The 12,667-nt window shown below is 69.2% G+C and carries 12 protein-coding genes; 6 read left to right on the top strand and 6 right to left on the bottom strand.

The features are described 5' to 3' along the window. Positions 1-5: 5 nt before the first annotated feature. Positions 6-698 carry an alpha/beta fold hydrolase gene (locus RWH43_RS04915; RefSeq protein WP_316000819.1) on the top strand — a complete coding sequence of 231 codons (693 nt, stop codon included), beginning with the start codon at positions 6-8 and terminating at the stop codon, positions 696-698. 9 nt (positions 699-707) lie between these two features. Here the strand turns inward: RWH43_RS04915 and RWH43_RS04910 are convergent, their stop codons facing one another. From RWH43_RS04910 to hisD (RWH43_RS04900), 3 genes are read right to left on the bottom strand one after another with little or no spacing between them, the layout of a single operon-like run. Further along, positions 708-1,475, bottom strand: a complete 768-nt coding sequence (locus RWH43_RS04910) for an HpcH/HpaI aldolase family protein (protein WP_222846079.1) — start codon at positions 1,473-1,475, stop codon at positions 708-710. Beyond that, entirely contained in the window at positions 1,472-2,227 is a 756-nt protein-coding gene (locus RWH43_RS04905; RefSeq protein WP_154096922.1) for an SDR family NAD(P)-dependent oxidoreductase, read from the bottom strand. Before RWH43_RS04905 ends, RWH43_RS04910 begins: the two co-directional genes overlap by 4 nt. Further along, positions 2,224-3,540 (bottom strand): histidinol dehydrogenase, encoded by a 1,317-nt coding sequence (hisD, locus tag RWH43_RS04900; protein ID WP_154096921.1) that lies wholly within the window; start codon positions 3,538-3,540, stop codon positions 2,224-2,226. Before hisD (RWH43_RS04900) ends, RWH43_RS04905 begins: the two co-directional genes overlap by 4 nt. Before the next feature lie 109 nt (positions 3,541-3,649). On the opposite strand from hisD (RWH43_RS04900), the gene RWH43_RS04895 reads away from it, so the two are divergent. The 4 genes from RWH43_RS04895 to RWH43_RS04880 all read left to right on the top strand — a co-directional run bounded on the left by RWH43_RS04895 (position 3,650) and on the right by RWH43_RS04880 (position 7,737). Next, positions 3,650-4,648, top strand: coding sequence for a LacI family DNA-binding transcriptional regulator (locus tag RWH43_RS04895; protein WP_187358429.1), 999 nt, complete (start codon positions 3,650-3,652; stop codon positions 4,646-4,648). Between the two features lie 109 nt (positions 4,649-4,757). Next, positions 4,758-5,738 carry an ester cyclase gene (locus RWH43_RS04890; protein WP_154096919.1) on the top strand — a complete coding sequence of 327 codons (981 nt, stop codon included), beginning with the start codon at positions 4,758-4,760 and terminating at the stop codon, positions 5,736-5,738. Between the two features lie 20 nt (positions 5,739-5,758). Next, positions 5,759-6,925, top strand: coding sequence for a cupin domain-containing protein (locus tag RWH43_RS04885; protein WP_316000818.1), 1,167 nt, complete (start codon positions 5,759-5,761; stop codon positions 6,923-6,925). Beyond that, on the top strand, positions 6,817-7,737 hold the full coding sequence (locus RWH43_RS04880) for a nitrilase-related carbon-nitrogen hydrolase (RefSeq protein WP_316000817.1): 921 nt from the start codon (positions 6,817-6,819) through the stop codon (positions 7,735-7,737). Before RWH43_RS04885 ends, RWH43_RS04880 begins: the two co-directional genes overlap by 109 nt. A gap of 8 nt (positions 7,738-7,745) precedes the next feature. On the opposite strand, the gene RWH43_RS04875 is transcribed toward RWH43_RS04880, so the two are convergent. Continuing rightward, on the bottom strand, positions 7,746-8,672 hold the full coding sequence (locus RWH43_RS04875; protein ID WP_316000816.1) for a LysR family transcriptional regulator: 927 nt from the start codon (positions 8,670-8,672) through the stop codon (positions 7,746-7,748). A gap of 78 nt (positions 8,673-8,750) precedes the next feature. On the opposite strand from RWH43_RS04875, the gene hisD (RWH43_RS04870) reads away from it, so the two are divergent. Then, the gene (hisD, locus tag RWH43_RS04870) at positions 8,751-10,073 is read left to right on the top strand and encodes a histidinol dehydrogenase (RefSeq protein WP_154096915.1); all 1,323 of its coding nucleotides are present in this window, start codon (positions 8,751-8,753) and stop codon (positions 10,071-10,073) included. Between the two features lie 85 nt (positions 10,074-10,158). On the opposite strand, the gene RWH43_RS04865 is transcribed toward hisD (RWH43_RS04870), so the two are convergent. Both RWH43_RS04865 and RWH43_RS04860 read right to left on the bottom strand, forming a co-directional pair. Then, complete coding sequence (locus tag RWH43_RS04865) at positions 10,159-11,373, bottom strand: amidohydrolase (protein WP_154096914.1); 1,215 nt, start codon at positions 11,371-11,373, stop codon at positions 10,159-10,161. A 33-nt stretch (positions 11,374-11,406) separates the two neighbouring features. Continuing rightward, complete coding sequence (locus RWH43_RS04860) at positions 11,407-12,585, bottom strand: DUF8462 domain-containing protein (protein WP_316000815.1); 1,179 nt, start codon at positions 12,583-12,585, stop codon at positions 11,407-11,409. Between the last annotated feature and the right edge of the window lie 82 nt (positions 12,586-12,667).

Here is a 12,667-nt window from a genome sequence, read left to right as displayed (position 1 = left end):
CGCCCGTGCCGCTCGTCCTCCTCGCGGGGATGAACTGCACGCCCGACCTGTGGACGGGATGCGGACTCGATGATGCTGTGACCCCGGTGATGGACGTCGGCGATCTCGACGCCCAGGTCGATCGCCTCCTCGCGGAACTTCCCGACACCTTCGTCATCGGGGGACTGTCGCTCGGCGCGATCGTCGCCATGGCCGTCGCGACGCGCGCCCCCGAGCGGGTGAGCGGTCTCTGCATCGCGGCGGCGAACGCCAAGGCGCCGACCTCCACGCAACGCGCCGGGTGGCAGCGGTGGCTCGACGGCCTCGCCGCCGGCGAGACTCCGGTCGAGCTGCAGGCCGGCATCCTCCCTCTGCTCCTGTCCCCTCGGGTGCGCGCGTCGCGCCCCGATCTCGTCCAGCGCGTCCTGCGGATGGGGGAGGAGACCCCGGATGCCGTGCTGGCGGCGCAACTACGCCTGCAGGCGACGCGCATCGATCTGCGGCCTGGTCTGCGGACGGTGCGGACCCCGTCGCTGGTCATCGAAGGGACCGACGATGCGCTGTGCCCGCCGTCGTTCCACGACGAGATCGCGGCAGCCCTCCCCGAGGTCCGGCGCGAACGACTCGACGCCGGGCATCTCGTCGCCCTCGAGCGGCCCGCGGAGTTCGGAGCCGCGGTGCGTTCGTGGCGCGCGGGTCTCGGGGCGGCAGTGCGCTGAGCCGCCCGTTCAGTCCCGGGCGGCGCGGAGGTCGTGCAGATGCCTCATCAACGAGGACGCGAGGTTGTAGACCACCAGGCGGGCTCCGTCGTCGAAGGCGGCGATCGCCGCCGCGGGCGTGCCGACGATGTCCATCCGCAGCTTCCCTGCCGCGGCGATGGCGCGGTTCACCACCGCCGTGGCCTCGGCGACGGGGAGATCCTCGGGCCCCGACGAGGCCGCGAGGTCGGCGGGGCCGATCATGATCCCGTCGAGCCCGGGGGTGCGCGCGATGGCTTCGGCGGCGGTGACGCCGGCCGGCGACTCGACCATCCCGAAGACGAGGGTGTTCGCGAGATACCACTCGCGGTGCTCCTCGGCAGGCGTCTCGCCGAACCGCCCGGCGCGGCTGTACGTCGCGAAGCCCCGGGTGCCCAGCGGCGGATAGTGGGATGCGGAGACCACCGCCGCCGCCGCGACCGCGTCGTCGATGTGCGGGACGAGCACGCCCTGAGCGCCTTGATCGAGGACGCGCAGGATCATGCCGGGGTCGTCTTCGCCCACGCGCACGATGACCGGAACGTCGTGGACGGCGGCCACGGCGATGTGCTGACGGAGGGCGATCAGGTCGGCGGGGCCGTGCTCGGCGTCGATCAGCACGAAGTCGAAGCGGGCGACGGCCAGCATCTCGACCAGTTCCTCGCTCGGCATGCGCAGCAGGGCGCCGAGGAGTCGGTCGCCCGCCTCCGCCCGAGCGCGCAGGGATGCGGGACGCACGCCCCCGACGAGCGCGCTCACGCGATCATCCCCGCCGACAGATCGATGTCTGCGCCGCACATCCCCGACATCGACAGCATCGCCACTACGGCCGCCCCCACCTCGGCCTCGGTCACCATGCGTCCGAGGGCGGCCCGCGAGACGAACGCCGACTCGGCATCGGCGACGGAGCTTCCGGAACGCTCGGCTTCCAGCCGGAAGTTGCGCGACATGCGTTCTCCGGCGACCGGGCCCGGCGAGAGGGTGTTGACGTTCACCCCGCTCGGGCCGACTTCGAAAGCGAGCGTCGAAGTGAGGCCGAGGATCGCCATCTTCGACGCGGTGTAGGGCGTGCGGTGGGCGAGGGGGCGTTTACCCGACACGGATGCCACGTTGATCACGTCGCCGCGACCGCGCTCGACCATCTGCGGGAGGAACGCGCGGCACAAAAGGAACGTGCCCCGGACGTTGACGGCGAACACCTCGTCCCACTCCTGCACGCCGATGTCGGTGAGGGCGGCGACGGGCCCGGCGATCCCGGCGTTGTTCACCAGGATCGACACCTCGGTGCCGGACAGGTCGTCGCGCAGGCGTGCCACGGAATCCTCGTCGGCGACGTCGCACGTCACCGCCCGCGTGCCGGGGATCTCCGCGGCGACGGCATCGAGCTTTCGCTGGTCCCGGCCCGTGATCACGAGGTCGGCGCCGGCTGCGGCCAGAGCGCGGGCCATGGCCGCCCCGAGTCCGCTGCCCCCTCCGGTGATGAGGGCGGTGCGTCCGGCGAGAGTGGTCATCGTGCGCCCGCTCGACTGTCCTCGATCCACGGGAACGTTGCCCCGCCGTGGCGCCAGGCGCGAGCATCGCCTGATCGGGCGTGGCCTTCGAAGAGCTCCACGCGTGCCGCGCGCCCGCATACCTCGCCAAGCTTCGCGGACGAGGCGGTGTCGGTGATCTCCTGGTAGGTGATGGTGCGCAGGTACTTGCCCACCCAGAGTCCGCCCGTGTACCGCGCGGCTCCGAGCGTCGGGAGGACGTGGTTGGTGCCGATCACCTTGTCGCCGTACGAGACGCAGGTGTTCTCTCCGAGGAAGAGCGCTCCGTAGTCGTGCATCTTCTCGAGGGCGGCGCGAGGCTCCCCCGTGAAGATCTGCACGTGCTCGAACGCGAAGGAATCGGCGAGGGCGTAGGCCTCGTCGAGGTCCTCGACCACGATCACCTGACCCCAGTCGCGCCACGCGGGCTCGGCGTAGTCGCGCGTGGACATGCCGGGGAGAAGGTCTTCGATCAGATCCATGACGCGCTCGCCGAGTGCGCGGGACGTCGTGATGAGCACCGCCGGCGACTCGGGGCCGTGCTCGGCCTGGGACAGGAGGTCGACGGCCGTCAGGAAGGGGTCGGCGTCATCGTCGGCGACGATCAAGATCTCGGTGGGGCCGGCGAATAGGTCGATGCCCACCTCCCCGAAGAGCTGGCGCTTCGCTTCGGCGACGTAGGCGTTGCCAGGACCGGCGATCATGTTGACCGGGGCGATGGTCTCGGTGCCGACGGCCATGGCAGTGACCGCCTGCACCCCGCCGAGGATGTAGATCTCGTCCGCCCCGGCCAGCTTCATCGCGGCCACGGTGGCGGCGGGGATCTCGCCGCGGATCGGCGGGGTGCACGCCACCACGCGGGGCACGCCGGCCACCTTGGCGGTGATGATCGTCATGTGCGCCGAGGCCGTCAGCGGGTACTTCCCGCCGGGGATGTAAGCCCCCGCGGCGCGGACGGGGACGTGCTTCTGTCCGAGGTGCACCCCCGGCAGCGTCTCGACTTCGATGTCGACGAGCGAATCGCGTTGCGCCTGGGCGAAGGTGCGCACCTGCTCCTGGACGAAGCGGATGTCGTCGATGACCTGCGGGTCCAGTGTCGCCATGATGCGCGTGACGTCGTCGTCGTCGAGCCGGAAGGGGCCGTCCCAGCGGTCGAACTGCGACGCGTACCGGCGTACGGCGTCGTCGCCGTTCGCGCGGATGTCGTCGATGATCGTGCCCACTCGCGCGGCGACGTCGCTCTGCGCCGTGTCGGTGAACGACTTCGTGGGCGCCTTCTTCAGGAACAGGGGCATCTTCGCGTCCTCTCGTGCATACGTATGTGCTTATCATGACTGCGTATGCACACGGGGTCAACCTTTCGCTAGACTTCAGCCCTCAGCACCTGAGTCGCCAGGGGGTTCCATGGCCGTCACGAGCAGAGACGTCGCTCGTCTGGCCGGCGTCTCCCAACCCACCGTCTCGCGCGCCCTCCGCGACGACCCCCGGGTGTCCGAAGAGACGAAGAAGCGCGTCCGCGACGCGGCCGTTCTTCTCGGCTACGTCCCGAGCGAAGCGGGGCGCGCTCTTTCGTCCGGCCGCACGAGACGGATCGGCCTGCTCGTGACCGATCTCGAGAACCAGTTCTACGCGCACATCATCGCGCCTCTGCATCGAGAGCTCGAGGCGTGCGGGTACCAGCTCGTCCTGCATACCGAGACCGCCGACGAGTCGGTCGCCGAGAGGCTCATCGCGAACGGTCTCGATGGTGTCATCCTGGCCACCACCACCGTCGAATCGGTCGTGCCGCTGCGGCTCCGCGACCGCGGGCTGCCGTTCGTCTACTTCAACCGCACCGCCGCCCTGGTCGATGCGGACGCCACCATCGTGGCGCCCGCCGCCGGGTTCGAGGTCGCCGTCGACCGGGCGCTGGCCCTGGGCCATCGCCGGATCGGGGCGGTCCTGGGTCCGCAGAACACGAGCACGGGGCGCTCGCGCGAGCTCGCCCTCCGCTCCGCGCTCACCGCGCGCGGCATCTCTCTGGATCCGGAGGCCGTGCGACACGGCCCGTTCGACACGGAAGCGGGTGATGCGGCGACGGCGGAGCTGCTCGGGTTGGCGGAAGCGCCCTCCCTCATCTTCTGCGGCAACGACGTCATGGCCTACGGTGCCCTGAACGCAGCGCGCCGGGCCGGGGCGTCGGTGCCGGACGACGTCTCGATCGTCGGCTTCGACGACCTCCCCCCCGCGTCCTGGCCGCTGATCGAACTGTCGACGATCGCCTACGACTACGTGCAGATGGCCCGAGAGGCCGCCCGTCTCATGGTGCAGCGCATCGAAGACCAGCCGTCGGAGTTCGCGCACGTGGAGTTCGCGACGACATTCATCGAGCGCCGCACGCTCGGCTCGGCGCGACGGGCCTGACCCCCCGGCTCCTCGCGCTCAGGTGCTTGCATCAGTGTTGTGCATACGCATACACTGCCGACAACACCTGCCGCGTCGATACAGACGCCTGAACTCGAAGGAGCCTCGAGTGTCTCTCGACCCGGTCGCCTACCAGCCGTACGCGGATCCCGACGACTTCATCCGCGAGGTCACGGATCTGATCTGGGTGGATCGGTCCATCAGCTTCATCCGCGACAACTACGAGCCGGACTCGATCGTCCACGGTGCCTACGGAACCTCGACGACCCGCGACGAAGTGATCGAGGGAACGCTCATGCGCATCTCGGCGACTCCCGACCGCACCGGTCAGGCCGAGGACGTCATCTGGGAGGCGCGCGGCGACGACGCCTTCCTCAGCTCGCACCTCGTGCTCTCGGGGCACCTGCAGACGTCCGAATACAGCCGCACCATCGCCAACTGTCTGTACCGCCGCGGACGGATGGTCGAAGAGTGGGTGGTGCGCGACACGCTCGCCGGCGCCCTCATCCTGCAAAGCGACCTCGACGAGCTCGCTCGAGCCCAGGCCTTCCGCGGGTACAGCGGTACCTGGACGGAGCCCGCCCCCGCCGACCCCATCGCCGTGGGCGACTCCGGACCTCGGCCCGACGAATACCGCCCCGAGGTGGAGCGTGTCGTCGAGATGATCGAGACGGTCTGGAACGACCGCGACCTGCAGAAGGTCGAGCGCTTCTTCCATCGCGACCTCGTCCTGCTCACGGTGGGCAACCGCCTCGTCATCCGGCCCGAGGGATACCGGCGCGCGCTCCTGCGGTTCCTCGAGTCGTTCCCGTCGGGTCGATTCGAGATCCGCGACATCCAGACGAACTACGACGTCCGGTATGCGGGTCTGCGTGTGGCTGTGACCTGGAAGTTCATCGGCGACTACAACGGCGTGGCCAACTACGGCCCGCTCACGGGTCGGCCCGTCGACGTCCTCGGCATCTCGCAGTTCACCTTCCATCAGGGCGCCCTCGTCAAAGAGGTGCGGCTGTGGGACGACATCGCGTTGCGCGCCCAGATCGCCGGAATGCGAGGCGACGAGCCCGTCGTCCTCGGAAACATCTACTGATCCAACGAAGGAAGAGAACAATGAGTACCGACCACCTCAGCCACGACACGGTCGTCGACGCAGCGGAGATCGAGCGCCGAACCATCCGCAAGAGCGATTGGGCTCCGCACAACGCCGCCTTCATCGACTGCCGCACGCCCGGCTCCGACCGCAAGCAGAACTACGCGTTCATCGGTGGCGGCGTCTCGCAGAACGCCGGCCAGGTCATCAACCTCACCGAAGAGCACGGCTTCAACACGGGCGCTGCCGGCATGCCGAACGGGATCTCCAACAACCTGCACCTCCACTTCACCGCGGAAGTCTTCGTCAACCTGGGCGGGGAATTCCGTCTCCGATGGGGGATCGACGGCAAACAGGGGGAGTACGTCAGCACCGATGGGGACATCATCTCGATCCCCACATGGATCTTCCGTGGTTTCACGAACGAGGGTCCCGACGACGGCATCCTCTGGACCGTCCTCGGTCGCGACGTGACCGGAGGCATCATCTGGGGTCCGTCGGTGCTCAAGGAAGCCGAGTCCTACGGTCTCCACCTCACCGCCGACAATCAGCTCATCGACACCGTCGCCGGCGATGAATTGCCCACGGACGTCGCCCTCATCAAGCCGATCCAGCAGCGTTACATCGACGAGCTCACCCCCTTCACCGTCGAGCAGATGCGCGGACGCGTCATCCAGCCGGGCGACCGGGTCTACAGCGCGAACGCGCTGTTGTGCGCGAGCCTTCCGGGCGGCGCGGCGGAGCTGAGCCTCGCGATCGGCTACGGCATGACGGAGGACCGCCGCCAGGTGCCCCGCATCCACGAACCGCACTCCTTCAACATGGCGTGGGTGCGAGCCGCCGCCGATGAGGGGATTCTTCGTCACCGCCACGACAAGAACCAGGCAGTGCTGGTCAAGAGCGGCCGGTGGACGGTGACGCTCAACGGCGACCCCTCGACGACCGTCGAACTCGACCCGTCCGACTCGTTCTCCGTCCCGGCCGGCGCATGGCGCACCTTCCGCTGCATCGACGCCGGGGACGCGGGAGCGGGCGAACTGCTCGTCATCAACTCCGGAGACGACCGCGTCTACCTGGAGTGGGCTCCCGAAGTCGTCGACGCCGCTCGCGACGCCGATTGGATGATCGACCCGAACGGCTACCTCGCCCCCGTCGGTGTGATGGTGACCGCGACGGAGGACGACTGATCGGCGCACGCGAACTCCGGGTCGCCGCGATCTCTCCCGCCATCCGTGTGGGCGAGGTCGCGGCGAACGTCGACCTGCTCCGCGTCGCGATGGTCGAGGCCGTCGCCTCCGGCGCGGAACTCGTGGTGGCGCCCGAACTCGCCACCAGCGGGTACGTCTTCCGCGACGCGGAGGAAGCCCGCGGCGCCTCTCTCCGCCGCGACGATCCGTTGTGGGAAGCGCTCTCCGCCGTCCTACCCGAGGGGGTCGTCGCGGTCGTCGGGTACGCGGAAGACGCGGGGGCGCACATCTTCAACACCGCCGCCGTCCTGACGAGGTCCGGGCGCATCGCCGATTACCGCAAGGCGCATCTGTGGGGTGCCGAGTCGCGGTTCTTCGCGGCCGGTGATGCGGCCGGCGCTGTCGTGGACACCCCCATCGGAAGGCTCGGTCTAGCCATCTGCTACGACAACGAGTTCCCTGAGGTGCCCCGCCGCCTGGCGCTCGCCGGGGCCGAGGTGCTCGCTCTGCCGGTCAACTGGCCGCTCGTCGACCGGCCGGGAGGAGAGCGCGCGCCCGAGACGATCCAGGCGATGGCCGCGGCTCGATCCTCGCGCCTCGCGACCGTGATCGCCGACCGTCGCGGGTCCGAGCGCGGGGTGGCCTGGACGGGAGGGACGGCCGTCATCGACGATGACGGGTGGGTCGCCGCGGACGCGGCCGACGGAGCGGATCGCGTCTCAGCGACGCTCAGGCTCCGCCACCCCTCCGACAAATCCCTCCCGCCGCACAACGACCTCTTCGGCGACCGTCGGCCCGACCTCTACGTCTGACCCGGCGTTCACTCCGGTGCGATCCGTCCCGGATGCCGTCTCATCCGCGTGCGAAGCATCTCCTGCGCCATGCCGGCCAACCGTCCTGCGGCGGGCGAGAGGTCGGCGCCCTCCCTCCGGGCGAGCGCGATCGTGTCCCACAGCGGCTCCGCGAACGGCTCCACGCGGATCTCCGCAGGAAAGGTCGCCGACTCGGCGATCGAGCGCGACACGATGGTGTCCGCCGTCCCCGACGACACCAGGCCGAGAGCGGTCTCGACGTTCTCGACTTCGATCGCCGGCTCCAGCGTGAGGCCGCGCGCGCTGGCTCGCTCCCGCAGCTGCCGACGGGTGGGGTCGTCCCACCCCGCGTACGCGTCGTACAGCACGAGTTTGGATGCCGCCACCTCGGCGAGGTCGACCGGCCCGGTCGGGGCGTCGGCACGCGCCGAGGCGAAGACGACCTCGTCGCGGAAGAGGGGAGTGATCGTCAATCCCGTCTCATCGACGGGCAGGACCAGGAGTCCCGCCTCCACTTCGCCGGCGGCGATCGACCGGGCGACGAGGGCGGAGTTGATGCCGACCATCCGCACGCGCACGCCCGGATGGCGCTCGTGGAACCGCTGGAGGAGCTCGGAGAGGTCGTAGTAGGCGGCGTTGCGCAGCACGCCGAACGTGCAGGTGCCCGCCTCGAGCGCGTTATGCGCGCGCATCGTCTCGATGCCGTGATCGATGGCGCCGACGGCCCGTTCGGCGTGCGCGCGCAGGGCCAGCGCCGACTCGGTCGGCACCAGGCGGCGCCCGCCACGGCGGAAGAGCGCCACACCGAGTTCGCGCTCGAGACGGGCGACCAGCTCCGACACGGATGCCTGACTCGTGTCGAGCTCGGCGGCTGCGGCGGTGAAAGAGCCTCGATCGAGCGCGGTGAGGAACGCGCGCAGCTGGGTGATCGTCACGAGATAAAGGTAAACCCTGTGGTTTCCATCGCATCCATCGTTCTTGTGGGGTGTCAGGCGATCTTCTAGCGTTCCCGTATGCAGTTCACTCCCGCGCTCCTCGAGCGACTCGACGGTTCCTTCCACCACCTCAAGACGCCGCTCGTCGACGCTCCCGCCGCCCAGCGCGATCCGGCCGTCATCTCGACGGTCTCGAAGATGCTCGCCGACATCCAGGGGCGCGGTCTCGATGCGGTTCTCGACTACGCGCGCACCCTCGACCGGTACGAGGGCGGTGACATCGAGCTGTCGAGCGCGCAGATCGCCTCCAGCGGAGACCGTCTCGCCCCCGATCTCCGCGCAGCGATCGAACTCGGATCGGAACGCACGAAGGCGTTCGCCGCCGAGCAGCGCGGTCGGCTGCACGATTTCGAGACCGAGCTCGTGCCGGGACTCACCACCGGGGTGCGTTACGTGCCGGTGTCCCGGGTGGGCGCTTACCTGCCCGCCGGGCGCTTCCCCCTGACGGCCAGCGCCTTCATGACGGTCGGCGTCGCGAAGGCCGCGGGAGTGCCCACGGTCATCGCCTGCACGCCGCCGCAGCCCGACGGGGGCGCGAACGACGCCGTCGTCTACGCCGCCCACCTTTCGGGTGTCGACCGGGTCTTCGTCCTCGGCGGCGTTCAGGCGCTCGCGGCGATGGCCTACGGGCTCCTCGGCGACCTCCCCGTGGACATGCTCGTGGGGGCCGGCAACGCCTTCGTGGCGGAGGCCAAGCGTCAGCTGTTCGGGACCGTCGCCATCGACCTGCTGGCCGGTCCCTCCGAGGTGGCGGTGCTCTCAGACGACAGCGCCGACCCCGAGATCGTGGCGGCCGACCTGCTCGGTCAGGCCGAGCACGGCCCCAACTCCCCGGCGGCGCTCGTCACGACGTCGGAGGAGCATGGCCGCGCCGTCATCGCCGCGGTCGAGCGCCAGCTCGAGACCCTGGCGACGGAGCCCATCGCGGGCCCTGCATGGCGCGACTTCGGAACCGTCACGGTCGCCGCCGACCGCGAGACGGCGGTCGCCCTCATGGATGATCTGGCCCCCGAGCACCTCGAAGTGATCACGATCGACGACGGGTGGTACCACGACAACCTGCGCAACTACGGGTCGATCTTCCTCGGTCCGTGGAGCACCGTCGCCTACTCCGACAAGGGCATGGCGGGAACGAATCACGTGCTGCCCACTGCGGGAGGAGCCAAGCACAGTGCCGGCCTGTCGGTGTCGCGCTTCGTCAAGCCGCTGACCTACCAGCGGATCAGCCGAGAGGCCACGCCCGATCTGGCCGAGGCCGTGCAGACGATCTCCGACTCCGAGGGCATGGCGGCCCACAGCGCGACGGCCACCATGCGTCTGGCGACATACGCGCAGGAGTGAGGGCCCGGGCGCCGCGAGCATCCACGCCGCGCCCGCCCGACCGCGATCGATCGAGCGGGCGCGCCCGTCATGCCTGCGGCCCGCCTCAGCCCAAGAACTCCCGCGCCGCCACGACGAGGTTCTCCACGCCGCGGTCGATCGTCGGCTGCATCACCGGCGCGAAGAAGGGGGAGTGGTTCGTCGGGATGTCGCGCTCGATCGTGCCGCCGGCGAGGGCGTCGGCGAAGGTCTGCGGGTCGACGCCTCCCCAGAACCAGAACACCAGCGGGGCACCCGACTCGCGCGCGAACCACGACACGTCTTCACTGCCGGTGAACATGCCGGGGTCGACGACAGAGCCCTCGCCGAACGAACGCCGGAACGCCTCGGTGAGGCGGGCCGTGGCATCCGCGTCGTTGATCGTGGGCGGCAGGGTGTGGTCGGTCGTGATGACGGGTTCTTTCTCGGCTCCGGATGCCGCGGCCTCGGCGCGGATGATGCGCTCGACCTTCGTCATCACGCGCTCGCGGGCCGCGTCGTCGGGGTAGCGCAGGCTCAGCTCGAGCTTCGCCTCGGCGGGGATGATGTTGTTCTTCAGCCCGGCGTGGATCGAGCCGACGGTCACGACGGCGACGTCGCGCGGGTCGACCTCGCGCGAGACGACGGTCTGCAGGCGCATGACGGTCGCGGCCGCCATGACGACCGGGTCGATCGTGGAGTGCGGGCGCGAACCGTGGCCGCCGCGGCCGTAGAGCATCACGGTGAGGCCGTCGGAGGCCGCCATCTGCGTTCCCGGGCGCACGCCGATGACGCCGGCGGGCAGGGGCGTGACGTGCTGGCCGAGCACGATGTCGGGCTTGGGGTACCGCTCGAGCACGCCGTCGGCGATCATCGCCTTCGAACCCGCGCCGTACTCCTCGGCCGGCTGGAAAACGGCGACCACGGTTCCCGACCACTCGTCGGTGGTCGCGACGAGTCGCTCGAGCGCGCCGATCAGCGCGGTGACGTGCATGTCGTGGCCGCACGCGTGCATCACCGGAACGGCGTTGCCGGCCGGATCGGTGCCGCGCGCCGTGCTGGCGTAGGCGAGGCCGGTCTGCTCTTCGACGGGGAGGCCGTCCATGTCGGCACGCAGCCACACGACGGGTCCGTCGCCGTTGTCGATCCTCGTGACCACACCGGTGCGGCCCACTCCCTCTTCGACCTCGAGGCCCAGGTCGGCGAGGTGGCGGGCGATGATGCCCGCCGTCCGCGTCTCCTGGAACGACAGCTCGGGGTGGGCGTGCAGGTCGGTGTAGAGGCTTTCGAGGTCGACGCTCATGCCCCGAGCCTACTCAGCCGTGCGTAGAGTCGGTCAGTCGACAAGCTGGACCTGGCGGACGATGAAGCGGTCCATGTTGGGGACGGTGAAGCCGACGTATCCACGCCGTTCCGCGTAGATAATCCCCTTCTCGATCAACGACTGGCGCGCCGGGCTGAGAGCGGACGGGATGACTCCGATGTGTTCGGCAACGGCCGATGTACTCGCCACACTGCCGCCGACATCGACGATGGCCCGAAGGTACTGTCGCTCGGCAGCGGTCGTCCGATCCCACCTCGCAGGAAAGAATTTCTGGTCGAGGTCGGCGTTCCCTTCGGCGATCCCCGCTCCGGCGACCTCGAGGTCGATGTGCCGATCCGGTGTGAGGTCCCAGACCGCCTTGCCGTACGTCTGCAAGAAGAACGGGTAACCCTGCGCCTCGTCGACTATCGCGTCGACGGCGTCTTCAGCGAACGCGACCCCCAGTTGACCAGCGGGTCGAACGATCGCCTTCTTTGCCGACGCCCTCGTCAGCGCCCCCACCTCATGGAGGGCGAAGCGTTCGGAGTATGGGCGGGCTTCGGCCAGAGTTCGCCGCAAAGTCGGCAATCCCGCTCCGATGACGAAGAACGGCCAATCGGACTGCGCTGCTTTGTGCTGAACGGCCAGGAGAGCCGTCAGCAGGTCCTGATCGAGATCCTGCATCTCATCCACGAAGATCGCGAGTGCGCTCTGGTTCTTCTGAAGAGGGAGTGCGAGGTCAGCGACCACCTCTTCGAGGTCCACCTCCATCAGCCCGGAGTTCGCGCGGTGGTCGGATGGCTCGACGCCGAGGTTGAGAGACACGCCAGCGACGGTGAGAGCGAATGAGGAGACGGTGGAGACCGCTGCTCGTACTTCCGCAACCGCGGTCCGAAATCGTGCCATGCGTCGCCCTGCCATCGCGACACCACGGGCGAGGGACTGGCGCGAGACGAGCTTCCCCGCCGAGCCGGGCCGCGCTTCGAATTGCACGGTGACCCACCCTGCTCGATCTACGTTGCGATGGAGCTCGTTGAGAAGAACCGTCTTGCCGACGCCTCGAAGTCCGTAAGTGATAAGCCCGCCGTCGTTGCGTCGCGCGCGATTCTTGGCGACCATCAGGTCCACGAGGTCGATCTCGTTCTGCCGACCAACGAGTTCCGGCGGCCGGACCCCCGCGCCGGGCCGGAACGGATTCAGTTCAGGAAGCATCGCGACAATCTATCTTTCTCTCCCCTCTCTCTAGCTTATTTCTTAGATTTCACCTGCACGCTGAGGAATCCCACCCGCCGCT

The organism is Microbacterium algihabitans (genome assembly GCF_032464975.1).
Taxonomy (GTDB): Bacteria; Actinomycetota; Actinomycetes; order Actinomycetales; family Microbacteriaceae; genus Microbacterium; species Microbacterium algihabitans.
Note: the sequence above shows the minus strand (reverse complement) of the source record. Positions and strands in the feature narration are given on the sequence as shown.